The organism is Sphingomonas sp. 77B (assembly GCF_056497825.1).
Genome location: NZ_JBWMBY010000001.1, coordinates 154,475 through 176,592, shown reverse-complemented (window position 1 = coordinate 176,592; position 22,118 = coordinate 154,475). Strand labels below are relative to the sequence as shown.

The following is a 22,118-nucleotide window of genomic DNA, read 5'->3' as shown; positions in this document are numbered from 1 at the left end:
GACAGACATTGACGCAGACATGGCCCGCCCCCGAGCGGCGGGTCATGTCTGCGCCCGGACTATCTAGGACGTGAGCAACATGACCGACGAAATCGAATGGTGGGATTATGAAGACACCACCGAAATGGCGAACGCATTGGCGGGCGATATCCAGTTCATCATCGAGAGCGCGATCGAGGCCCGCGGCGCGGCGGTGATCGCGCTGTCGGGCGGCAAGACCCCGATCCCGGTCTATGAGAAGCTGGCCCAGGCCAAGCTCGACTGGAAGCGTGTGACCATCGTTCCCGCCGACGAACGGATCGTGCCGCTGGGCGATCCGCTGTCCAACGTGACGATGATCGGCAAGATCTTCCTGCCCAAGGGCGCGCGAGTCATGCCGATCGTGCCGCAGGCGACGTCGGACTATAAGGCGGCGGGCCGTTCGGCCGATGCGCTGATGCAGGAACTGCACTGGCCGCTCGACCTGGTCCTGCTGGGCATGGGCGCGGACGGGCATACCGCCTCGATCTTCCCCGGCCCCGACTATGACGAAGCGCTCAACGGCCCGAAGGAGCGCCGTGCGCTGGGCCTGATGCCCGATCCGCTGCCGCCCGAGGCGCCGGTCGCCCGCGTGACGCTCAGCCGTGCCGGGATCGTCTCGGCCCGCTCGATCATGTTCGCCATTTCGGGCCCGGCCAAGAAGAAGGTGCTGGAAGACGCGATCAAGGAAGGCGCATCCTCGCCCTATCCGGTCGGCCGCGTCCTGGCCGAGGTCGAACTGCCGATCGACATCCACTGGAGCGAGCAATGAGCCTGAACGCCGCCGTCTCTGCCGTCACCGACCGGGTCATCGAACGCTCGCGTCCGGGCCGTCAGGCCTATCTCGACCTGATCGCGCACGAGGCCGAAACGGCGGTGCGCCGCCCCAATCTGGGCTGCGCCAACCTCGCCCATGCCTATGCCGGGACCGAGGAAGACCGCGACGCCATGAAGGCCGATCGCGGCATGAATATCGGCATCGTGTCGGCCTATAACGACATGCTGTCGGCCCACGCCGTCTATTACCGCTATCCCGAACTGATGAAGGTCTGGGCGCGCGAAGTCGGCGCGACGGCGCAGGTCGCGGGCGGCGTGCCCGCCATGTGTGACGGCGTGACGCAAGGCTATGCGGGCATGGAGCTGTCGCTGTTCAGCCGCGACACCATCGCGCTGTCGACGGCGGTCGCCCTTTCCCACGGCACCTTCGAGGGTGCGGCGCTGCTTGGTATCTGCGACAAGATCGTGCCGGGCTTGCTGATGGGTGCGCTGCGCTTCGGCCATCTGCCGATGATCCTGGTCCCCGGCGGCCCGATGCCGACGGGTCTCCCCAACAAGCAGAAGGCCGCCGTCCGCGAAGCCTTTGCGGAGGGCAAGGCTGGACGCGAAGAACTGCTCGACGCCGAGATCGCAGCCTATCATAGCAAGGGCACCTGCACCTTTTACGGTACCGCCAACACCAACCAGATGATGATGGAGGTGATGGGCCTGCACATGCCGGGCGCCGCCTTCGTCAATCCGGGCACCAAGCTGCGCCAGGAACTCAGCCGCGCCGCCGTCCACCGGCTGGCCGCGATCGGGCAGCGGGGCGACGACTATCGCCCGCTGGGGCGCTGCGTCGATGAAAAGGCGATCGTCAACGCGGCGGTCGGGCTGCTGGCGACCGGCGGCTCGACGAACCACCTGATCCACCTGCCCGCCATCGCGCGCGCGGCGGGGATCATCATCGACTGGGAGGATATGGACCGCCTCTCCGCCGCGGTGCCCCTGATCGCGCGGGTCTATCCCAATGGCTCGGCCGATGTGAACGGGTTCGAGGCGGCAGGCGGCATGCCCTATGTCATCCGCGAACTCCTGTCCGCCGGGCTGCTCCACCGCGATATCCTGACGGTGGCGGGCAAGGATCTGTCCGATTACGGCCAGACGGCGGTCATTGCCGAAGACAAGCTCGCCTGGACCCCGGTCGGCGACAGCGGCGACGAGACGATCCTGCGCCCCGCCGCCGCGCCCTTCTCCGCCGATGGCGGCATGCGCATCCTGTCGGGCAATCTCGGCCGCGCCTGTATCAAGGTGTCGGCGGTCGAGCGCGAACGCTGGGTCATCGAGGCGCCCGCGCGCGTCTTCTCCGACCAGTCCGAGGTCCAGGCCGCGTTCAAGGCGGGCGAGCTGGAACGCGATGTCGTCGTCGTGGTCCGTTTCCAGGGCCCCAAGGCCAATGGCATGCCCGAACTGCACAAGCTGACCCCGCCGCTGGGCGTGCTCCAGAATCGCGGCTTCAAGGTCGCGCTGGTCACCGACGGCCGCATGTCGGGGGCCAGCGGCAAGGTGCCCTGTGCCATCCACCTCAGCCCCGAGGCGATCGGCGGCGGGGCGATCGGCCTGATCCGCGACGGCGACATCGTGCGGCTGGACGCGGTCGAGGGCACGCTCAACGCGCTGGTCGACCCGGCCGAATGGGCCTCGCGCGAACAGGCCGCGACGCCCGCGCCGGCACAGGGCATGGGCCGCGAGCTGTTCGCGCTGTTCCGCCAGGCCGCCGACGAGGCCGAGAAGGGCGCATCGCCCATCCTTGCGGGCGCTGGCCTGTAAAAGAATAAGGGGGAGGACATCATGGAAATCGTAGCCGTCGACATCGGTGGCACCCACGCCCGCTTCGCGATCGCCGAAGTCGAGAATGGCCGGGTGGTGAAGCTGGGCGAGCCGTGCACGCAGAAGACCGCCGAGCACGCCTCGCTCCAGACCGCGTGGCAGGCGTTTGAAGCGCATCTGGGCCGCCCGCTGCCCAAGGCCGCCTCGCTCGCCATCGCCTCGCCGATCACCGGCGACGTGATCCGCATGACCAACAATCCCTGGGTCATCCGCCCCTCGCTGATCCCCGAGCGGCTGGGCGCCGACATCTATACCGTCATCAATGACTTCGGCGCGGTCGGCCATGCCGTCGCGCAGGTACCGCAGGAGGACTTCCTCCATATCTGCGGCCCCGAAGAGCCGATGCCCGAACAGGGCGTGGTCACCGTCTGCGGCCCCGGCACGGGCCTGGGCGTGGCGCAGGTGCTGATGACGCCCAGCCGTTATCACGTCATCGAGACCGAAGGCGGCCACATGGACTATGCCCCGCTCGATGGCATCGAGGATGCGATCCTCAAGCGCCTGCGCCGCACCTATACCCGCGTGTCGTGCGAGCGGATCTGCTCGGGCCCCGGCATCGTCGCCATCTACGAGACGCTCGCTTCGCTGGAGGGCCGCGCGGTGCCCAGCCGCGACGACCGCGAAATTTGGACCGAGGCGCTGGAGGGCACCGATTCGATCGCACTCGCCGCGCTCGACCGCTTCTGCCTGGCGCTCGGCGCGGTGGCGGGCGACTTTGCGCTGGCGCAGGGGGCCAAGACCGTCGTGATCGCGGGCGGCCTCGGCTACCGGATCAAGGACAAGCTGCTGCGTTCGGGCTTCGACCAGCGCTTCGTCGCCAAGGGGCGGTTCCAGTCGCTGATGGCGCGCATCCCCGTCAAGCTCATCACCCATCCCCAGCCCGGCCTGTTCGGCGCGGCCGCGGCCTTTGCCCAGGAGCATTCATGACCGACATCGCCACCATCATGCGCACCAGCGCGGTCATCCCCGTGCTGGTCATCGACGACGCCGCCACCGCCAAGCCGCTGGCCGAGGCGCTGGTCGCGGGCGGACTGAAGGTGCTGGAGGTGACGCTGCGCACCCCCGCCGCGCTGGAGGCCATGGCTGAGATGAAGAAGGTCCCGGGCGCGATCGTCGGTGCGGGCACCGTCGTCAACGAGGCGCAGCTGCGCGACGTCGCCGATGCGGGCGCGGAGTTCATCGTCTCGCCGGGCCTGACCGACCGGCTGGGTGCGGCGGTAATCGAGAGCGGCATCCCCTATCTTCCCGGCATCGCCAATGCGGGCGACATCATGCGCGGGCTGGACCTGGGCCTGACTCATTTCAAGTTCTTCCCGGCCGAGACGAGTGGCGGCCTGAAGGCGCTGAAGGCGCTGGCCGCGCCCTTCTATCAGGCGCGCTTTTGTCCCACCGGCGGCATCACCGAGGCGAGCGCCCCCGACTGGCTGGCCTTCGACCGCGTCCTGTGTGTCGGCGGCAGCTGGGTGACCGGCGGCTCGATGGCGGACGTCGAGGCCAAGGCCCGCGCGGCGGCGGCGCTGCGGGGCTAACAGGTCCGGGATATGCCCCTCCACCATCGCTGACGCGATGGTCCCCCTCCCCATCCAAGATGGGGAGGATTTGATGATCCCTATTCCTCCCCAAGCTTTGCTTGGGGAGGGGGACCGCCCGGCAAAGCCGGGTGGTGGAGGGGCAAGGCCTTACCCGCCAACCGCCCCCATCACCCACTGCCGAAACGCCTTCATCGCCAGCCCCTCTTTCCGCGACAGCAACCGCGTCAGCCAGTAGCGCCCGGCGTCGATCTCGATCGCGAAAGGCTGGACCAGCCGCTCGGTCGTGAGTTCGTGCCCGAACATCACCTTCGGCGCGAGCGCGATGCCCAGTCCCGCCATCGCCGCCCCCACCATCAACGCCGAACTGTCGAACATCGGCCCACGCAGCGCCGGGGCGGGAACGCCCGCCGCCGCGAACCAGCTTTCCCACTGGCTGACACGGTAGGATCGCAGCAGACGCTCGCGCGCCAGATCGCCGGGGCCGCTCAGCCGTGACGCGAGCAGCGGCGCACAGAGCGGCGTCAGCGGTGCCGCCATCAGCGGCTCGGCATGGGTGCCATGCCAGGCTCCGTCGCCGAAGCGGATCGCGTAGTCCAGCCCCTCGCCCGCCAGATCGACCCGGTTGTTGTTGATCGACACCCGCAGATCGATGTGCGGATGGGTGGCGGCAAAATCGTCGAGCCGGGCGAGCAGCCAGCCGGTCGCGAAGGTGCCCACCACACCGATGTTCAGCGCATATTGGAAGCGCCCGTCCGCAAACCTGTCCAGCGTCGCGCCGATCCGGTCGAACGTCTCGGCCAGCACCGGCACCAGCGCCTGCCCGTCATCGGTCAGCGCCAGCCCGCGCGGCAGGCGATGGAACAGCCGCGTGCCCAGCCTCTTCTCCAACCCCGCGACCTGATGGCTGACCGCCCCCTGGCTGACGCACAGCTCGATCGCGGCGCGCGTGAAGTTCAGATGCCGCGCCGCGGCTTCAAAGGCACGCAGCGCGTTGAGGGGCAATTGGGCGCGGTCCATGGCCCATCATGAAATCCGCTCATGGCTGTGTCGAGGGAAGATGCATTGTGACATCGGTACGAGCGCCCCATCATGCCGGGCAAGGAGACCCGCCATGCTCGCCAGACCGATCCTGTTCTCGCTGATCGCCCTCACAAGCGCGCCCGCCATGCCACAGACGCCTGACCCGTTGACCCGGCCGATCGTCACCGATCACACCGCCGAATGGCTCGCTCCGCGCCCGCCGGTGAAGGTCTTCGGCAACACCTATCTGGTCGGCTTCGGCGGACTGAACGTCGCGCTGATCGACACCGGCAAGGGGCTGATCCTGATCGACGGCGCCCTGCCCCAGGCCGCGCCGATGATCCTGGCCAATGTCACCCGCCTCGGCTTCCGAACACGCGACATCAAATATATTCTGAGCACCGAGCCGCATTTCGACCATGCGGGCGGCCTCGCCGCGCTGGCCCGCGACACCGGCGCGACCGTCGTCGCCAGCGCGCGGGGGACCGAGGGGCTGCGCAGCGGGCGGCTGGCGGCGGACGATCCGCAGCGCGGCTATGACAGCCGCTTCCCGCCGGTTCGCACGGTCAGGATCGTCCGCGACGGCGAGCGGCTGGCGCTGGGCAACACGATCGTCACCGCACGCGCCACGCCGGGGCACACCATGGGCAGCCTGAGCTGGAGCTGGCGCGCCTGTGCCGGAGCGAAGTGCAAGGCGATCGTCTTCGCGTCCAGCCTGAACCCGGTATCGACCGACGATTATCGCTTCTCCGCCCCGGCGAACGCGCCGGTGCTCGTGGCCTTTGCACGGGGCCAGGCAGCGATGCGCGCCCTGCCCTGCGACATCCTTATCACCGCCCATGCCGATCAGGACGGCGCGACCAGCCGCTTCCTGACTGCGCCGGATGCGTGCAGGGCCTACGCGAACGCATCCCGCCGCGCACTGGCGAAACGACTGTCAACCGAGAGCCGCTAACCCGCCAAACCCGAGCCACTATATCACCTTCAAATTGCTAAGCGAGGCGACCCTGACCTCATATTGAACCTCGTCCGAGCTAGCAGCGTCGCCTTTTCGAGTGGTCACGATCGGCACGCGCTTGAGCGTACCCTTCACCTGCACCGTCCTCCCGACCAACGCCATGTCGGCACGCGGGCCCAGCTTTTCCTTCAGTTGGCGGATCGCGTCAGGCGTCAAATGAAAAACAAGATTGCCAGATGACCTGATGTCCATGCTGGAATTGAGATAGAATGCGTCAGAAGTACGCACGACGACCGCGACCTTCATCACAAAGGTTCCATTCACGGCTTTCGCTCGCGATGCGTCGACGCGCGCTATCGCTTGTTGCGGCGGGAGGACGGTGGCGACCTGGGGTGCAATAGCAATCAGAAGCATCGAAAGGTGCATCATCTTTAGCAATCTCCCTTGGTTAAGCCTGCCGCCAAGGCCTGCCTGGCTGGCGAGTTGGTTGGTGAATCCTTACATCTCGCCGCGCTGGCGGCGGATCGCGTACCATTTCTGCACATTGGCATTATGCTCGGCGAGCGTCTCGGCAAAGACATGGCCGCCCGATCCGTCCGCGACGAAATACAGCGCCTTGCTGTCCGCCGGGTCGAGCACCGCGTCGATCGAGGCGCGACCGGGATTGGCGATCGGCCCGACCGGCAGGCCGGGGCTGGCATAGGTATTGTAGCCGTTCTTGGCGTGTAGTTCCGAGCGCAGGATGCGACGGCCGAGTGGACGCCCCTTGGTGATCGGATAGATCACCGTCGGATCGGCCTGAAGCGGCATGCCGATGCGCAGGCGGTTGCCATAGACCGCCGCCACCATGCGCCGCTCGGAGGGCTTGCCGGTCTCCTTCTCGACGATCGAGGCCAGGATGATCGCCTCCTGCGGCGTCTTGACCGCGATGCCGGGCTTGCGATCGGCCCAGGCCTGGGCAAGGTAGTCCTTCATCGCCTTCTGCATCCGCGCCACGACCGAGGCACGGGTGTCACCCTTCTGATAGGCATAGCTGTCGGGCAGGATCGAGCCTTCGGCCGGGACGGCCACGTCGCCGGTCAGCCCGTCGGCGCGCATCAACGCATCATGGACCAGGACAGAGGGATAGCCCTCCGGCACCGGCACTAGCCGCTGGCGCACCTTGCCTTCCTGGAGCAGGGTCAGGACCTCATGCGCGCTGGCATGTTCGGGAATGGCATATTCGCCCGCCTTGATCGCGCCGCCCGTGCCGAACAGCCGCGCATAGAGGCGGAAGCGCCCGGCGGAGCGGATGGCGCCGGCCTTTTGCAGTTCATTGGCGGCCTTGGCGAGGCTTGCCCCCTCGGGCACGACCACCGCGAGCGGCCTTTGCGCCGGGCCGCTCCCCGCCCAGTCATGCGCGACCCAGGCGAATACGGCGATACCGATCAGCCCCAGCAGCAACCCGATACAGCCGACCTTGCGCATATCTCACCCGGTTTTGACGAGGGCCGCGAGGCCCGGATGCAAAACAACCCCGGCGGTGATCCGGGCCCGTTTGCCATTCCGCCCGATGACGCGAGCCGAATGATTTTGCAACCGGACCCGGCCACCGCCGGGGTTGGAATTTTAGAGCTGATAGACATTAAGTCCTGCCCTTCCCCCTCTCCCCTCATGGAGGGGAGAGGGTTGCGCAGACTTGGTCTTTGCGAAATCAAAGGCTTAGTCGGAGCTGGGTGAGGGGTGAATGCTCGCGTTAGCAAGCGCGAGCCAAAGGCTCGCTCAACCCCTCACCCAAGCTGCGCTAGCCAGCACGCTGGCAAGCTCCGCTAATCCTCTCCCCTATCCAGGGGAGAGGGAAGAGAGAGGAGCTGAATGTCGATCGGTTCTAGCACCACGCTCCGTTCGCACCGAGCGAAGTCGAAGTGCACGCGCAAGCCTCAACCAGAAGCCCTTGGCCTTCGCCTTCGCTCAGGCTGAACGGCGGTCAGGGTGTTGCCTATCAGATCGCCTTCATCACCAGCGAGGCATTGGTGCCGCCGAAGCCGAACGAATTGTTCAGCACCGCCTTCACCTCCCGCTTCTTGGCCTTGTGCGGGACCAGATCGACGCCCTCGGTGCCCTCGTCGGGATTATCGAGGTTCAGCGTCGGCGGCACGATCTGGTCGCGCAGCGCCAGGATGCAGAAGATGCTCTCCACCGCGCCCGCACCGCCCAGCAGATGGCCGATCGCCGACTTGGTGCTCGACATCGACGCACCCGACAGGTCGTCGCCGAACACGCGCTTGGCCGCGGCCAGCTCGATCGTATCGGCCATCGTCGAGGTGCCATGCGCGTTGATATAGTCGATGTCCGACGGCTCCATGCCCGCCTTGCGCAGCGCCATGCGCATCGCATTCTCGGCGCCCTTGCCCTCGGGGTGCGGCGCGGTGACGTGATAGGCGTCGCCCGACAGGCCATAGCCGACGACCTCGGCATAGATCTTCGCGCCGCGTGCCTTGGCGTGCTCATATTCCTCGAGCACCACGACGCCCGCGCCTTCGCCCATCACGAAGCCGTCACGGCCCTTGTCGTAAGGACGGCTCGCCTCGGTCGGACGATCGTTCATGCTCATGTTGAGCGCGCGTGCCTGAGCGAAGCCCGCGACGCCCAGCGGGTTGATGGTGCTTTCCGCACCGCCCGCCAGCATGATGTCGGCATCGTCGTCGCGGATCATGCGCGCCGCGTCGCCGATCGAATGCGCGCCGGTCGAGCAGGCGGTGACGACCGCATGGTTCGGGCCCATCAGGCCGTATTTGATGCTGACCTGACCCGAGATCAGGTTGATGAGGCGTCCGTGGACGAAGTGCGGGCTGACCCGGCCGGGGCCGCGCTCGTGCAGGTTGACCGATTCGATCTCGATACCCGGCAGACCGCCGATGCCCGAGCCGATCGACACGCCCGCGCGAAGCTTGGTCGCTTCGTCCATCTCGGTCAGACCGGCATCTTCCAGCGCCTGTCCGGCGGCGTCGATGCCATAGACGATGAACGGATCGACCTGACGCTGGACCTTATGATCGACGCGCTTGTCGGGATCGAAGCCATATTCATGATCCTTGGGCTTCACTTCGCACGCGATGGTGCATTTCTGCCCCGTGGTATCGAAGCGGGTGATCGTCCCCGCACCGGACTTGCCGGCGATCAGATTGGCCCAGGCAGTTTCCACGTCTGCGCCCAGCGGCGTGACAAGACCCAGACCAGTTACGACAACGCGCCGCATATTCCACTCCATCTCATACGAAAACGGCTCCCCGCCCGCTATGTCGGGGTCGGGGAGCCGCTTGAAACCTGGCCTTGGCGGCCTGTTCGGCCCGCATCATCTGCGGGCCGAGGCCCCGGAATCAGGCCTTGTTCTCGTCGATATACGTGATCGCGTCCTTGACGGTCGTGATCTTCTCGGCGGCATCGTCCGGAATCTCGACACCGAACTCTTCCTCGAACGCCATGACGAGCTCGACGATGTCGAGGCTGTCGGCACCGAGATCGTCGATGAAGCTCGCGTCCTCGGTCACCTTGTCGGCTTCGACGCCGAGATGCTCGACGACGATCTTCTTCACGCGGTCGGCGGTCTCGCTCATGGTAATCCCTTCTCGTAATTCATCGGGGGTTGATACTTCCTGAACGCACGTAGAACGCGCGCCCTAGTCTGGCAAGCCCGTCCAGCGACGGACTCGGTGTAAGATCGGATCATTTGCACCCGTTTAGGGGCGTCAAAGCATCGCCATGCCGCCATTGACGTGCAGCGTCTGGCCGGTGACATAGCCCGCTTCCTTCGACGCGAGATAGACGACGGCGGCACCGATATCCTCGCCACGGCCCAGATCGCCCGCCGGAATTTTGCCGAGCAATGCGGCCTTCTGCGCCTCGGGCAGCACGTCGGTCATCGCCGAGCGCATGAAGCCCGGCGCGACGCAGTTGACGGTGACGTTGCGGCTGGCCAGTTCCTGCGCCACCGCCTTCGACATGCCGACGATGCCCGCCTTGGACGCGGCATAGTTCGCCTGGCCCGGATTGCCGGTCGCACCGACGATCGAGGTGATCGAGATGATGCGGCCGAAGCGCGCCTTCATCATCGGCTTGGCGGCGGCGCGGATCAGGCGGAAGGTCGCCTCCAGGTTCACGCTGATGACCTGGTCCCACTCCTCGTCCTTCATCCGCATGGTCAGGTTGTCGCGAGTGACGCCCGCATTGTTGACCAGGATGTCGAGCTTGCCGCCCAGCGCCTCGACCGCCTGCGGGATCAGCGCGTCGACGGCGGCGGGGTCGGACAGGTTGCACGGCACCGCGACATGCTCGCCGCCCAGTTCGGCGCGAAACGCCTCCAGCTTGTCGATATTGGAGCCCGAGAGCGCGAGCTTCGCTCCCTGCGCCGCCAAAGCCTTCGCCACCGCCGAGCCAAGGCCACCGGACGCGCCGGTCACAAGGGCGGTCATTCCTGTCAGGTCGAACATGCTTATTCTCCGATTCTTTGGTTCACGCGGAGACGCGGAGACGCGGAGGGAGTGTGGGAATTGACGATCCGTCGCACCCCTTCTCTCAGCGTTGCGCCGCCAAAGTTAATCAGCAGGCCGACCGGCTGGCCGGTCAGTCTCAGATAGGTCAGCAATTGCTTGGCATGAGCGGCGGAAAGCCGCTCGACGGATTTGATTTCGACGAGCAAGCGCTCATCGACGAGAAGGTCAATGCGGAATGCGGCGTCGAAGGTCATGCCGTCGAAATGAATGTCTACCGGGCGCTGGCGCGCAACCCTGAAACCCATACGATCCAGTTTACCCGCCAGCACGGTTTCATAGACGCTTTCCAGCAAACCCGGCCCCAAGTCGCGGTGCATGCGCAAAGCAACGTCGAGCACAGCTCCACTGATCTCGTCTATGTCCCGCATCTCCGCGCCTCCGCGCGAAATCAAAGTTTCGCCAGCAGCCCCTCGACGTCATCCATCGTCACGACGCTGACCGCATCGACGTCCGGCGCGATGCGCTTGACCATCGGGCCCAGCACCTTGCCGCCGAATTCGACGAAATGCGCCACGCCCGCGTCCTGCATCGCCAGCACCGATTCGCGCCAGCGGACCATGCCGGTCACCTGCGCCACCAGCAGCGCGCGGATCGCGCCGGGATCGGCGACGGGGGCCGCCTCGACATTGGCATAGACCGGGACTAACGGCGCGCGGATCGTCGCCTCGGCCAGCGCGGCGTCCATCGCGTCGGCGGCGGGCTGCATCAGCGGGCAGTGGAACGGCGCTGACACCGGCAGCAGGACCGCGCGCTTGGCGCCCAGGTCCTTGGCCAGCGCCACCGCCTTCTCGATCGCCGCGCGGTGGCCGGAGATCACGACCTGGCTCGGGTCGTTGTCGTTGGCGACCGTGCAGACCAGCTCTTCGCCGCCTTCGGCGAGGATCGCATCGACCGCCGCGCCCGCGATGGTCTTGGCCTTTTCCAAATCCGCGCCGAGCAGCGCGGCCATCGCGCCCTCGCCCACCGGCACCGCCGCCTGCATCGCCCGGCCGCGCAGCTTCAACAAGCGCGCCGTGGTGGCCAAGTCGATCGCGTCGGCCGCACATAGCGCGGTATATTCGCCCAGCGAATGCCCCGCGACAAAATCGGCCTTTTCCGACAGGCGGACGCCGCCTTCCTTTTCCAGCACGCGCAGTGTCGCGATGGCATTCGCCATGATCGCGGGCTGGGCATTCTCGGTCAGGGTAAGCTCGTCGGCGGGCCCCTCGACCATCAGGCGATAGAGATGCTGGCCCAGCGCCTCGTCGACCTCCTGGAACACCTCGCGGGCGACGGGGCTCGCCTCGGCCAGCGCCTTGCCCATGCCGACGGCCTGGCTGCCCTGGCCCGGAAAGATGAATGCACGCATGTTCGTATCTGCCATGAAACAGTAATAGGATGGCCCGCGCGGTAGAAAGGTCGCCCGCCGCTGGCAAGGGCACGCCCCCTTCCCCGCTTGCCTTTTGGCCGTAATTCGCTATGAGCCGGGGCACCATTGGGCGGGAAGCACCTGCTTCACCCGCCCTCATGCCATTTTGGCGTGACGGTATTGAAGTATGGAAGACAGCCGGAGGGGTGTTCCACATGGGGTGGGCATCAGCGATCGGCCAACATAAGGTAAGCTGCATGGCTCTTTACGAGCACGTGTTCCTTGCGCGCCAGGATCTGGCACAGGCGCAGGTGGACGCGCTGGCGGAAGCCGCCACGAAGATCGTCGAGGACAATCAGGGCAAGGTCGTGAAGACCGAGACCTGGGGCCTGCGTTCGCTGGCGTACAAGATCGCCAAGAACCGCAAGGCGCATTACGTCATGCTCGAAATCGACGCCCCCGCCGGTGTCGTCGCCGAGCTGGAGCGCCAGACCCAGATCAACGAAGACGTGATCCGCTACATGACCGTCAAGGTGGACGGCCATGAAGAAGGTCCGTCGGTGATGATGCGCAAGCAGGAGCGCGACCGCGAGCGTCGTGCCGATCGTGGCGAACGCCCCGACCGCGCTGACCGCCCCCGTCGTGATCGTGAAGAGGAAGCCGCATAATGGCCCGCCCGTTTTTCCGTCGCCGCAAGAGCTGCCCCTTCTCCGCGAAGGACGCGCCCCGGATCGACTATAAGGACGTCCGTCTGCTCCAGGGCTTCGTGTCCGAGCGCGGCAAGATCGTGCCCTCGCGCATCACCAGCGTGTCGGCCAAGAAGCAGCGCGAACTGGCCCAGGCCATCAAGCGCGCCCGTCACTTGGGCCTCCTGCCCTACGTCGTGAAGTAAGGAGTCCTAGAAGATGGACGTTATTCTGCTTGAGCGCGTCGAGAAGCTCGGCGCCATCGGCGACGTGGTCACGGTGAAGGACGGCTTCGCCCGTAACTTCCTGCTGCCGCGCAAGAAGGCGCTGCGCGCCAACGAAGCCAACAAGAAGGTGTTTGAGGCCAACCGCGCCCGCATCGAAGCCGACAACGCGAACCGTCGCGCCGAGGCCGAGGTCGAGTCGAAGACCTTCGAGAACGCCTCGGTCACGCTGATCCGCCAGGCGTCGAACGTCGGCCAGCTGTACGGCTCGGTCGCGGTTCGCGATCTGGTCGACGCGCTGGTCGCCGACGGCCACAAGGTCAACAAGAGCCAGATCGTGCTCGACCGTCCGATCAAGGCGATAGGCCTGTACGACGTGCGCGTCGCGCTTCACCCGGAAGTGGCCGTGACCGTCAAGGTCAACGTCGCCCGCTCGCCGGAAGAGGCCGAGATGCAGGCGAAGGGCGTCGACGTCATGGCCTCGATGTTCGAGCGTGACGAAGCCGGCTTCACCGAGGATTACGATCCCAACGCAGAGCCCGGCGCCACCGCCGAGGTTCAGCCGGAGCAGGAAGAAGCGCAGGGTTAAGCCTCACGCGCTTCGGCCTTTCCGCCGAAAAAAGAAAGGGCCGTCCGGATTTACCGGGCGGCCCTTTTTTGCGTCTTGGGAGACGGCAACATGATGCGCGGCACGATGACCGCGCGGAATGGCGTTACGGACAGGCGACGCAGGCGCTGACCACAGCGGCCAGCGGGATCAAAGCGAAAATGAGCGGCATGATGTGCTTCATGATAAAACTGCCTGTCTGTCCAATGACCAATAAATACACGGCCAAGTGCAAAAGTTTCGTTACGATGAACGTCGAAACGAAAAAAATCTCAACTCATCGCCCTATGGGCTCGGCTCACCGTTAGAACAAGTGGTGTATAAACTGGATCACGACAAATTTGACACGGCGCGCCATGGAAGGATGGCGTCGTGATCTGGAAGGCCGATCCCCGGTCACTCCCTCTCTTCCGTATCTGGCGAAGAAAGGCTGGATTGCGGCTGCGTGCGAATTAGCCCCTTCTGTGGCGGTTCGCGGGCGCGGAGGATTGGCCACCATCCGCCCTGCCGGGCGATGATTTCGACTAGGCGAACAAGACCGGGACAGGCTTTGTCACGGATCATGGGAACGAGACCCTGTATCTGATCGAACGAGACTGGTTCGGATGGCCCGATCCGCCGCAATGGAGCCTGGCTTCGTACGATCGGCGACAAGATCGATGCTATGTTTGGGGCGATTTCGCCGAATGCCCCCCGGCGTGGCGGCTGCCCTGACGGCGCAACCGCCTCACGTCCTCGACGTTGAACCGGAAAGGAAAGATGCGATCACACCCAAATCCCGCGAGTAGGCGAAAACCATCGCCAAAAACGTCACGGCCGTGACGCCCTCTCCATCGGAATAGGCGCGGCGTATGGCAACGCTGCATTGAAGCAGTTGGCCGATCTTACTTCCGCCCGAACAGCTTTTCGATATCGCCATGCTGCAACTTCACCCAGGTCGGGCGGCCATGGTTGCACTGGCCGGAATGCGGCGTGACCTCCATTTCGCGGAGCAGCGCGTTCATTTCGGCGACCGACAGGATCCTCCCGGCACGGACAGAGCCGTGGCAGGCCATGGTCGCGGCGACATGGTCCAGCCGCTCGCGCAAGGACAATGCCTGGTCGAACGCCGCCAGTTCGTCGGCCAGGTCGCTCACCAGCCCCTTGGGATCGCTTTGTCCCAGCAGCGCGGGCGTCGAGCGGACCAGCATCGCCGTCGGGCCGAAGCGTTCCAGGTCCAGGCCAAATTCCGCCAGCTCCTCCGCGCGCGCCTCCAGCCGGTCGCAGGCGGGTTCGTCCAGTTCGACGACTTCGGGGATCAGCATGGCCTGCGACGCAATTCGACCGCCGGTCAGCGCGGCGCGCATCCGTTCCAGCACCAGCCGCTCGTGCGCGGCATGCTGGTCGACCAAAACCAGCCCATCCTCGGCTTCGGCGACAATATAGGTCTTGGCGACCTGGCCGCGCGCGACGCCCATCGGATATTGGCGGACCTCGGGCGGAGGGGCAAAGGCGGCTTCGGCGCGGGCCAGCGGCGGCGGGGCGGCGAAGCCGGGGCGCGGCGCGAACAGCGACTGGCGTTCCATCACCCGGGTTTCAGGCGCGCTTTGGCTCCAGTCATCGGCGGGCGGCGCGAAAGCCGGTGGAGCGGCGACCGTCTCGGTCTGCCACATCGCCAGCGCCGAGTCGGGCGGGCGCTGCACGCTGCGATGCCCGGCCTCGTCGAGCGCGCGGCGCAGGCCCGACACGATCATGCCCCGGATCAGTGCGGGGTCGCGAAAGCGGACCTCGGTCTTGGCCGGATGGACGTTCACGTCGACTTCTGAGGGGGGCATGTCGAGGAACAGCGCCACGACCGCATGACGATCGCGTGGCAACATCTCGGCATAAGCCCCTCGAATGGCGCCCATCAGGAGACGGTCACGCACCGGCCGCCCGTTGACGAACAGATATTGATGGTCGGCGATACCCCGGTTGAAGGTCGGTAATCCCGCCACGCCGCCCAACGAAACGGTGTCGCGCACCCAATCGATCGCCACCGAATTTTCCGCCAGCGCGCGGTCGGTCAGCGCCGCCACGCGCCCCGGTCGCTCTTCGCCGCCCGGCACGGTCAGCACCCGCCGCCCGTCATGCTCGAGGGTGAAGGCGATGTCGGGTCGCGCCATCGCTAGGCGGCGCACCATGTCGAGGCACGCGGCATATTCCGAACGCGGCGAACGCAGGAACTTGCGACGGGCGGGCACGCGGGCAAACAGGTCCTCGACCACGATCCGGGTGCCCGGCGGCACCGCGGCGGGGCCGTCACGCAGCACCTCGCCATTGTCGACGACGCGGCTCCAGCCGTCGCGGCCGGCGGGACGGCTTTCGATCGTGACCCGCGCGACGCTGGCGATCGAGGGCAGCGCTTCGCCGCGAAATCCGAGGGTTACGACCGATTCGATCGCCTCGTCAGGCAGCTTGGAGGTGCAGTGCCGCTCCAGCGCCAGCGCCATCTCGTCGGCCGACATGCCGCACCCATCGTCGGCCACCTCGATCCGGCCGATGCCGCCCTGCCCGATCGCCACCGCGATCCGGCTAGCGCCCGCATCGATGGAATTTTCGACCAATTCCTTCAACGCACTGGCGGGCCTTTCCACCACTTCACCGGCCGCGATACGATTGACGAGATGGGGAGGCAGACGCCGTATTGACATGCGGCAAACCCTAGCCCAAGCGACGGCATCCCGCGACCCCGCAAATGACGGTGCAGGTGCCTTTCGACGGCTCTTGGGACGGCTCTTGGCGGCGGTTCGGGATATGAAATGCGCCCACCCGGTCCACCAGACGGAACGAAAGCCTCGATGCCTCTCCCCCGCTTCCTGAAATTCATGTCGCAAGACATGGCGATCGACCTCGGCACCGCGAACACCGTGGTCTATGTCCGCGGACGCGGCATCGTGCTGAACGAGCCGTCCGTCGTCGCGGTCGAGACGATCAACGGCATCAAGCGCGTGAAGGCGGTCGGCGACGACGCCAAGCTGATGATGGGCAAGACGCCGGGCAATATCGAGGCGATCCGTCCGTTGCGTGACGGCGTGATCGCCGACATCGACGTCGCCGAGCAGATGATCAAGCACTTCATCCTGAAGGTGCACGGCCCCCGCAAGTTCGCGCGCTGGCCCGAGATCGTGATCTGCGTGCCGTCGGGTTCGACCAAGGTGGAACGCCGCGCGATCCGCGACGCCGCCTCGAACGCAGGCGCGAGCCAGGTCTTCCTGATCGAGGAGCCGATGGCCGCCGCGATCGGCGCCGACATGCCGGTGACCGAGCCGATCGGCTCGATGGTGGTCGACATCGGCGGCGGCACGACCGAAGTCGCGGTGCTGTCGCTCCGCGGCCTCGCCTACACCACGAGCGTTCGCGTCGGCGGCGACAAGATGGACGAGTCGATCGTTTCCTACGTTCGCCGCAACCACAATCTGCTGATCGGTGAGGCCACCGCCGAGCGGATCAAGCAGGAAGTCGGCATCGCGCGTCCCCCGGCGGACGGCATCGGTGTGACGATCCAGATCAAGGGCCGCGACCTCGTGAATGGCGTGCCCAAGGAAATCCAGATCAACCAGGGCCAGATCGCCGAGGCATTGTCCGAGCCGGTCGCGACCATCGTCGAGGGCGTCCGCGTCGCGCTGGAGAACACCGCGCCCGAACTGGCCGCCGACATCGTCGACCAGGGTATCGTCCTGACCGGCGGCGGCGCGCTGCTCGAAGGATTGGACGAGGTGCTGCGTGACGAGACCGGCCTGCCGGTGACGGTGGCGGAGGATCCGCTGACCTGCGTGGCGCTGGGCACCGGCCGTGCGCTGGAAGACCCGATGTATCGCGGCGTCCTGCTGAACGGCTAACCTCCAGCATAAGGGGACCGGCGCATGGCGCCCGCCCGCGACCGTCGCACCGGCTTTTCGCGGCGGCGGCAATATGGAGCTTTCCTGGCCTATGTGCTCGCGGTGGCGGGTGCGGTGGTGGGCGCGGTGCTGCTTGTCGCATCGACCTTCAACCCGCCCGCCTTCGCCGGTTTGCGCATGACGCTGGGCAGCGTGACCGCGCCGATCTCCGGTGCGTTCGTCGCGGTCGGCGACGCGGTTAGCGGCGTACCCGACGCCATCGGCCATTATTTCTTCGTCCATTCGGAAAACGAGCGACTGCGCGCCGAGTTGGAGCAGTCGCGCAAAGTTCTGCTGACCGCGCGCACCATTGCCCATGACAATCGTCGCCTGCGCACGCTGCTGGCGGTACGCGACCGGACGCCCGACACCGTCGTGACAGCGCGCCTGGTCAGCTCCACAGGATCCAGCGGACGCCGCTTTGCGCTGCTGAATGCGGGCCGCTGGCAGGGCGTGGCCCCCGGCATGGCCGTGCGCGGTCCCGAGGGGCTGATCGGCCGCGTGACGGAAGCGGGTCCGGCCGCCGCGCGCGTCCTCCTTCTGACCGACCCCGAAAGCATCGTGCCGGTACGCCGCACCCGCGACGGCATGCCCGCCATCGCGGTCGGGCGCGGCGACGGAACGCTCGACGTCCGCTCGGTCGCCACCAATGTCCGGCTGGGCAAGGGCGACCTGTTCGTCACCTCCGGCACCGGCGGGCTGTACGCGCCCAATATCCCGGTCGCCCGAGTTCAGAGCGATGGCGGCGACGTGGCGGTGGCGCGACCCTTTATCCATCCCGACACGCTGGATTTCGCGATCGTTCAGCGCGCCTTCATGCCGATGCCGCCATCAGCGCCCGCACCCCGGCCGTGACCTCCGACACCTATAATCCCTTCGACCCCGGACTGCCCCCCGCCCGCGCCCGTGCGCTGCCGTGGCTGACCGTGATGGCGGGTTCGCTGACCGCGATCGTGCCGGTCGTGGCGATCGTACCACTGCAGCCGCCCATGGGACTGCTGATGCTGCTCGCCTGGCGGCTGGTCGCGCGTTTCGCGCTGCGGCTCTGGGCGGCGGCGCCCTTGGGATTGTTCGACGACCTGGTATCGGGCCAGCCGCTGGGATCTGCCATGCTGCTCTGGTCGCTCACGTCTCTGGCGATCGACCTGTTCGAGCATCGGCTGGTGTTCCGCGATTTCTGGCAGGACTGGCTGATCGCCAGCGGAGCCATCGCCTTCTGCCTGATCGCAGGCCGCTTCCTGGCGGTGCCGGTCGGCGCGCAGGTGGATGCGCCGCTGGTGATCCAGATCGCCATCACCATCCTTCTCTTCCCCATGGCGACGCGATTGGTCGCGTGGATCGATCGTAAACGCGGCCGAAATGAGGTAGGGGCCTGAGCATGGATCGCCCAGGCCGGATCATGACCGAGGCCGCGCAGGCCTATAGCTTTTCGCGGCGCGCCTTCGTGCTGGGCACGGCGCAGGCGGGCGTCGGCCTGTTACTGGCCGGGCGGATGGCGTGGCTGTCCATTGCGCAGAACGAGAAGTATAATCTTCTCTCCGAGAGCAACCGCGTCAACACGACGATGATCCCGCCGCGTCGCGGCTGGCTGATCGATCGGCATGGCGTGCCGATCGCCAACAACCGCACCGACTTCCGTGTCGATATCATCCCCGACCGACTGGACGATGCGGACAAGGAGCGGGTGCTGAACCTTCTCCGCCAGATCCTGAAGCTGGACGACGAGGCGATGAACCGCATCCGCCTCGACCTCGAACACGCCGCCGGGTTCCAGCCGGTGCAGGTCGCCGAGCGGCTCGACTGGGATCGCTTCGCGGCGGTCAGCGTCCGACTGCCCGAATTGCCCGGCGTCCAGCCGACGCGCGGTTTTGCACGCTTCTACCCCGCCGGGCCAGCCGTGGCGCATCTGACCGGCTATGTCGGCACGCCGACCGCCGAGCAGTTCAAGGCGACGCACGACCAGCTGCTCGTCACCCCCGGCTTCAAGCTGGGCAAGGATGGGCTGGAAAAGATGCTGGAGCCCTATCTGCGCGGCAAGCCCGGCGCGAAGCGGGTGGAGGTCACCGCGCGCGGCAAGGTCGTCGCCGAACTCGCCACCCGCCCCGATGTGCCCGGTCGCAACATCCGCCTGACGATCGATGCGGGGCTGCAGGAATATGCCGCGCGTCGCCTGGGCACCAATTCGGGTTCGGCCGTGGTGCTCGACTGCCGCACCGGCGAGACGCTGGCGATGGTGTCGATGCCCGCCTACGACCCCAACAGCTTTTCGGACGGCATCAGCCATCTGGAATGGGCGATGCTGTCGGAAAACGACCATGTGCCCTTGATGAACAAGGTGACGCAGGGGCTGTATCCGCCCGGCTCGACCGTCAAGCCGATGAACGGCCTGGCGCTGCTGGAGGCAGGGGTCGGCGCCAATGACCGCGTGCTCTGTACCGGCGCGATGCGGGTCGGTACCGGCGTGTTCCACTGCCACAAGCGGGGCGGACACGGCGCGCTGAATCTGAAGGGCGCGATCGAGCAAAGTTGCGACATCTATTTCTACGAGATGATCCGGCGCATGGGCTATGACCGGATCGCCCCGATCGCGCGTATGGTCGGGCTGGGGCAGAAATTCGACCTGCCGCTCAGCACCCAGCGTTACGGCACTGTGCCAGATGCGGCGTGGAAGCTAAAGAAATACAAGACGAAATGGACTGTCGCCGATGGCCTGAACGCGTCGATCGGGCAGGGCTATGTGCTTGCCAATCCGCTCCAGCTGGCGGTGATGGCGGCGCGGCTGGCCTCGGGGCGGCACCTGGCGCCCAGCATGCTCGCGCATCAGGTTCATCTCGACGCCCCCGCCCTGCCCGTCGCGTCCGAGCATCTGGCGATCGTGCGCGATGCCATGTTCGGTGTCGTCAATCAGGGCGGCACCGGCGGCGCGGCGCGGATGCTGGTCCCCGGTGTCAGCCTGGCGGCCAAGACCGGCACGGCGCAGGTCCGCCGGATCACCATGGCCGAGCGGCGCATGGGCGTGCTCAAGAACGGGCAATTGCCCTTCAAGCTGCGCGACCACGCCCTGCTCGTATGTTTCGCACCGGCCGACAATCCGCGTTATGCGGCCGCCGTCGTGCTGGAGCATAACGGCCATACCGTGCGCAATCTCGACGCGCCTTTGATCGGGCGCGACATCATGACCTATCTGTTCGACCGCGACCGCGCACTGGCGTCGCTCGCGGAAGGCGAGCAGAGCTGGGGCGGCGATATCAACACCCGGATGCGCGCCGAGGAAGCCGCTTACCGCGCCGCCCATTCGCCGCAGCCCGCCGCCGCTGCGACCAAGACCGATGCGGGTGCCGCAACCGATGCGCCCGCCGTCGAGGCCGCGACCAACGTCTCTGACGCGCAGGCCGAGGCGATGGCCACCCGCGAAACCGATCCCGAAGATGCAGGCGACCCCAATCCATGAGCGGCCCCCGCATCATCCCCGAGCCCATCGCGCAACTGCCGTGGCGCGTCATCCTGCTGGTCACGGCCATCGGCTGTTTTGGGCTGGTGGTCCTCTACTCGGCGGCGGGCGGATCGCTGACCCCCTGGGCGAAGCCGCAGGGCGTACGCTTCTTCGTGCTGCTGGCGGGATCGCTGGTGCTGTCGCGCCTGCCGCTGGACCTGTGGCGGCGGATCGCGATGCCGGGCTATCTGGTGCTGGTGGTCGCCCTGGTACTGGTCGAACTGCTGGGCGCCGTGCGCGGGGGAAGCCAGCGATGGCTTGACGTCGGCTTCATCCGCCTTCAGCCGTCCGAATTGATGAAGCTGTTCATCGTGCTGGGCGCGGCGCGCTTCTATGAACTGATGCCCCCGGCCGAGACACGGCGTTTCTCCGGTATATGGCCGGTCGCAGCGATGATCGCCGTGCCTGCCGCCCTCGTCATGAAGCAGCCCGATCTCGGCACCGCACTAATGATCTGTGCGGGCGGGGCTACGGTGATGTTCCTGGCGGGCGTACCCTTACGCCTGTTCATCGGCGGCGCGATGGCGCTGGCGGTGGCGGCCCCGCTGGCCGTCAATTTCGTGCTGCACGATTATCAGCGCAACCGCGTCCTGATCTTCATGAACCCCGAAAGCGATCCGCTGGGCACCGGCTATCATATCAGCCAGTCGAAGATCGCGATTGGGTCGGGCGGCATCTGGGGCAAGGGGTTCCTGAACGGCACCCAAAGCCATCTCGACTATCTGCCCGAGGGTCATACCGACTTCGTCTTCGCGACGATGGCCGAGGAATGGGGACTGGTCGGCGGATGCCTGTTGATCCTGGCCTTCATCCTCGTCATCCGCTGGGGCCTGAACGTCGCACAGGCGGCACAGACGCGCTTTGCCCGACTGGCGGCGGCGGGGCTGTCGACGACCATCTTCATCTATGTGATGGTCAACCTGATGATGGTCATGGGGCTGGCGCCGGTGGTCGGCATTCCCCTGCCCCTGGTCAGCTATGGCGGATCGTCGCAGATGACGGTTCTGCTGTGCCTGGGCATCCTGATGGCGATCGACCGCGAAAATCGTCGTCCCGCCCGTTGGTAACGTAAAAAATTCGCAAAAAGCATTTGCAAAGCGGCGGAGGCCTGCTAAAGGCGCGCCTCCCGATCACGAGGCGGGCCGCCGGACGGCC

At 66.4% G+C, this 22,118-nt stretch carries 22 protein-coding genes; 13 read left to right on the top strand and 9 right to left on the bottom strand.

The features are described from left to right. The first annotated feature begins 79 nt into the window (after positions 1-79). From pgl to eda, 4 genes are read left to right on the top strand one after another with little or no spacing between them, the layout of a single operon-like run. Positions 80-790 carry a 6-phosphogluconolactonase gene (gene pgl, locus AC1GI4_RS00880; protein WP_058716759.1) on the top strand — a complete coding sequence of 237 codons (711 nt, stop codon included), beginning with the start codon at positions 80-82 and terminating at the stop codon, positions 788-790. After that, entirely contained in the window at positions 787-2,604 is a 1,818-nt protein-coding gene (gene edd, locus AC1GI4_RS00875; protein ID WP_479628197.1) for a phosphogluconate dehydratase, read from the top strand. The genes pgl and edd overlap by 4 nt, the downstream gene beginning before the upstream one ends. Positions 2,605-2,625: 21 nt before the next feature. Beyond that, positions 2,626-3,591 (top strand): glucokinase, encoded by a 966-nt coding sequence (glk, locus tag AC1GI4_RS00870; protein WP_479628196.1) that lies wholly within the window; start codon positions 2,626-2,628, stop codon positions 3,589-3,591. Then, a complete protein-coding gene (gene eda, locus AC1GI4_RS00865) occupies positions 3,588-4,193 on the top strand; it encodes a bifunctional 4-hydroxy-2-oxoglutarate aldolase/2-dehydro-3-deoxy-phosphogluconate aldolase (protein WP_058752815.1) in 606 nt (201 codons plus the stop codon). Before glk ends, eda begins: the two co-directional genes overlap by 4 nt. Before the next feature lie 150 nt (positions 4,194-4,343). Here eda and AC1GI4_RS00860 read toward each other — a convergent pair whose 3' ends face one another. Then, a complete protein-coding gene (locus AC1GI4_RS00860) occupies positions 4,344-5,213 on the bottom strand; it encodes a LysR family transcriptional regulator (RefSeq protein ID WP_479628195.1) in 870 nt (289 codons plus the stop codon). 94 nt (positions 5,214-5,307) lie between these two features. Here AC1GI4_RS00860 and bla point away from each other — a divergent pair, with 94 nt between their 5' ends. After that, positions 5,308-6,171 carry a subclass B3 metallo-beta-lactamase gene (gene bla, locus AC1GI4_RS00855; protein ID WP_479628194.1) on the top strand — a complete coding sequence of 288 codons (864 nt, stop codon included), beginning with the start codon at positions 5,308-5,310 and terminating at the stop codon, positions 6,169-6,171. 18 nt (positions 6,172-6,189) lie between these two features. On the opposite strand, the gene AC1GI4_RS00850 is transcribed toward bla, so the two are convergent. The 7 genes from AC1GI4_RS00850 to fabD form a co-directional block, all read right to left on the bottom strand. Continuing rightward, a complete protein-coding gene (locus AC1GI4_RS00850; RefSeq protein WP_294275051.1) occupies positions 6,190-6,603 on the bottom strand; it encodes a hypothetical protein in 414 nt (137 codons plus the stop codon). A 69-nt stretch (positions 6,604-6,672) separates the two neighbouring features. Next, positions 6,673-7,641, bottom strand: a complete 969-nt coding sequence (gene mltG / locus AC1GI4_RS00845) for an endolytic transglycosylase MltG (RefSeq protein WP_479628193.1) — start codon at positions 7,639-7,641, stop codon at positions 6,673-6,675. Positions 7,642-8,155: 514 nt separating this feature from the next. Further along, on the bottom strand, positions 8,156-9,412 hold the full coding sequence (fabF, locus tag AC1GI4_RS00840; RefSeq protein ID WP_219020125.1) for a beta-ketoacyl-ACP synthase II: 1,257 nt from the start codon (positions 9,410-9,412) through the stop codon (positions 8,156-8,158). 121 nt (positions 9,413-9,533) lie between these two features. Then, on the bottom strand, positions 9,534-9,770 hold the full coding sequence (locus AC1GI4_RS00835; RefSeq protein ID WP_007403554.1) for an acyl carrier protein: 237 nt from the start codon (positions 9,768-9,770) through the stop codon (positions 9,534-9,536). A 132-nt stretch (positions 9,771-9,902) separates the two neighbouring features. Further along, positions 9,903-10,643: a 3-oxoacyl-[acyl-carrier-protein] reductase gene (gene fabG, locus AC1GI4_RS00830; protein WP_294278538.1), complete on the bottom strand. Its 741-nt coding sequence runs from the start codon at positions 10,641-10,643 to the stop codon at positions 9,903-9,905. A gap of 2 nt (positions 10,644-10,645) precedes the next feature. Next, positions 10,646-11,074 carry a GxxExxY protein gene (locus AC1GI4_RS00825; RefSeq protein WP_354293356.1) on the bottom strand — a complete coding sequence of 143 codons (429 nt, stop codon included), beginning with the start codon at positions 11,072-11,074 and terminating at the stop codon, positions 10,646-10,648. 20 nt (positions 11,075-11,094) lie between these two features. Continuing rightward, positions 11,095-12,054, bottom strand: coding sequence for an ACP S-malonyltransferase (gene fabD, locus AC1GI4_RS00820; RefSeq protein ID WP_479628192.1), 960 nt, complete (start codon positions 12,052-12,054; stop codon positions 11,095-11,097). Between the two features lie 257 nt (positions 12,055-12,311). Between fabD and rpsF the strand changes: the two genes are divergently transcribed. Genes rpsF through rplI form a run of 3 tightly spaced genes read left to right on the top strand, consistent with a single transcriptional unit; the run spans position 12,312 to position 13,553 of the window. After that, positions 12,312-12,722: a 30S ribosomal protein S6 gene (rpsF, locus tag AC1GI4_RS00815; protein WP_037567458.1), complete on the top strand. Its 411-nt coding sequence runs from the start codon at positions 12,312-12,314 to the stop codon at positions 12,720-12,722. Further along, positions 12,722-12,946, top strand: a complete 225-nt coding sequence (gene rpsR, locus AC1GI4_RS00810; protein ID WP_007403456.1) for a 30S ribosomal protein S18 — start codon at positions 12,722-12,724, stop codon at positions 12,944-12,946. The genes rpsF and rpsR overlap by 1 nt, the downstream gene beginning before the upstream one ends. 13 nt (positions 12,947-12,959) lie before the next feature. Then, a complete protein-coding gene (gene rplI, locus AC1GI4_RS00805; protein ID WP_433910440.1) occupies positions 12,960-13,553 on the top strand; it encodes a 50S ribosomal protein L9 in 594 nt (197 codons plus the stop codon). Positions 13,554-14,455: 902 nt separating this feature from the next. On the opposite strand, the gene mutL is transcribed toward rplI, so the two are convergent. Continuing rightward, a complete protein-coding gene (gene mutL / locus AC1GI4_RS00800; protein ID WP_294275433.1) occupies positions 14,456-16,243 on the bottom strand; it encodes a DNA mismatch repair endonuclease MutL in 1,788 nt (595 codons plus the stop codon). Positions 16,244-16,390: 147 nt separating this feature from the next. Between mutL and AC1GI4_RS00795 the strand changes: the two genes are divergently transcribed. The 5 genes from AC1GI4_RS00795 to rodA are packed head-to-tail and all read left to right on the top strand — an operon-like array spanning position 16,391 to position 22,030. Next, positions 16,391-17,431, top strand: coding sequence for a rod shape-determining protein (locus AC1GI4_RS00795; protein ID WP_042482832.1), 1,041 nt, complete (start codon positions 16,391-16,393; stop codon positions 17,429-17,431). A gap of 24 nt (positions 17,432-17,455) precedes the next feature. After that, positions 17,456-18,325 carry a rod shape-determining protein MreC gene (locus tag AC1GI4_RS00790; RefSeq protein ID WP_479628191.1) on the top strand — a complete coding sequence of 290 codons (870 nt, stop codon included), beginning with the start codon at positions 17,456-17,458 and terminating at the stop codon, positions 18,323-18,325. Then, positions 18,322-18,846, top strand: a complete 525-nt coding sequence (gene mreD / locus AC1GI4_RS00785; RefSeq protein WP_479628190.1) for a rod shape-determining protein MreD — start codon at positions 18,322-18,324, stop codon at positions 18,844-18,846. Before AC1GI4_RS00790 ends, mreD begins: the two co-directional genes overlap by 4 nt. A 2-nt stretch (positions 18,847-18,848) precedes the next feature. Continuing rightward, the gene (gene mrdA, locus AC1GI4_RS00780; protein WP_479628189.1) at positions 18,849-20,921 is read left to right on the top strand and encodes a penicillin-binding protein 2; all 2,073 of its coding nucleotides are present in this window, start codon (positions 18,849-18,851) and stop codon (positions 20,919-20,921) included. Continuing rightward, positions 20,918-22,030 (top strand): rod shape-determining protein RodA, encoded by a 1,113-nt coding sequence (gene rodA, locus AC1GI4_RS00775; RefSeq protein ID WP_479628188.1) that lies wholly within the window; start codon positions 20,918-20,920, stop codon positions 22,028-22,030. The genes mrdA and rodA overlap by 4 nt, the downstream gene beginning before the upstream one ends. The last annotated feature ends 88 nt before the right edge of the window (positions 22,031-22,118 follow it).

Excerpts from the sequence above, each read along its gene's own strand:
- pgl (WP_058716759.1), top strand. The coding sequence starts at position 80 with ATGACCGACGAAATCGAATGGTGGGATTATGAAGACACCACCGAAATG.
- edd (WP_479628197.1), top strand. The coding sequence starts at position 787 with ATGAGCCTGAACGCCGCCGTCTCTGCCGTCACCGACCGGGTCATCGAA.
- glk (WP_479628196.1), top strand. The coding sequence starts at position 2,626 with ATGGAAATCGTAGCCGTCGACATCGGTGGCACCCACGCCCGCTTCGCG.
- eda (WP_058752815.1), top strand. The coding sequence starts at position 3,588 with ATGACCGACATCGCCACCATCATGCGCACCAGCGCGGTCATCCCCGTG.
- AC1GI4_RS00860 (WP_479628195.1), bottom strand. The coding sequence starts at position 5,213 with ATGGACCGCGCCCAATTGCCCCTCAACGCGCTGCGTGCCTTTGAAGCC.
- bla (WP_479628194.1), top strand. The coding sequence starts at position 5,308 with ATGCTCGCCAGACCGATCCTGTTCTCGCTGATCGCCCTCACAAGCGCG.
- AC1GI4_RS00850 (WP_294275051.1), bottom strand. The coding sequence starts at position 6,603 with ATGATGCACCTTTCGATGCTTCTGATTGCTATTGCACCCCAGGTCGCC.
- mltG (WP_479628193.1), bottom strand. The coding sequence starts at position 7,641 with ATGCGCAAGGTCGGCTGTATCGGGTTGCTGCTGGGGCTGATCGGTATC.
- fabF (WP_219020125.1), bottom strand. The coding sequence starts at position 9,412 with ATGCGGCGCGTTGTCGTAACTGGTCTGGGTCTTGTCACGCCGCTGGGC.
- AC1GI4_RS00835 (WP_007403554.1), bottom strand. The coding sequence starts at position 9,770 with ATGAGCGAGACCGCCGACCGCGTGAAGAAGATCGTCGTCGAGCATCTC.
- fabG (WP_294278538.1), bottom strand. The coding sequence starts at position 10,643 with ATGTTCGACCTGACAGGAATGACCGCCCTTGTGACCGGCGCGTCCGGT.
- AC1GI4_RS00825 (WP_354293356.1), bottom strand. The coding sequence starts at position 11,074 with ATGCGGGACATAGACGAGATCAGTGGAGCTGTGCTCGACGTTGCTTTG.
- fabD (WP_479628192.1), bottom strand. The coding sequence starts at position 12,054 with ATGCGTGCATTCATCTTTCCGGGCCAGGGCAGCCAGGCCGTCGGCATG.
- rpsF (WP_037567458.1), top strand. The coding sequence starts at position 12,312 with ATGGCTCTTTACGAGCACGTGTTCCTTGCGCGCCAGGATCTGGCACAG.
- rpsR (WP_007403456.1), top strand. The coding sequence starts at position 12,722 with ATGGCCCGCCCGTTTTTCCGTCGCCGCAAGAGCTGCCCCTTCTCCGCG.
- rplI (WP_433910440.1), top strand. The coding sequence starts at position 12,960 with ATGGACGTTATTCTGCTTGAGCGCGTCGAGAAGCTCGGCGCCATCGGC.
- mutL (WP_294275433.1), bottom strand. The coding sequence starts at position 16,243 with ATGTCAATACGGCGTCTGCCTCCCCATCTCGTCAATCGTATCGCGGCC.
- AC1GI4_RS00795 (WP_042482832.1), top strand. The coding sequence starts at position 16,391 with ATGCCTCTCCCCCGCTTCCTGAAATTCATGTCGCAAGACATGGCGATC.
- AC1GI4_RS00790 (WP_479628191.1), top strand. The coding sequence starts at position 17,456 with ATGGCGCCCGCCCGCGACCGTCGCACCGGCTTTTCGCGGCGGCGGCAA.
- mrdA (WP_479628189.1), top strand. The coding sequence starts at position 18,849 with ATGGATCGCCCAGGCCGGATCATGACCGAGGCCGCGCAGGCCTATAGC.
- rodA (WP_479628188.1), top strand. The coding sequence starts at position 20,918 with ATGAGCGGCCCCCGCATCATCCCCGAGCCCATCGCGCAACTGCCGTGG.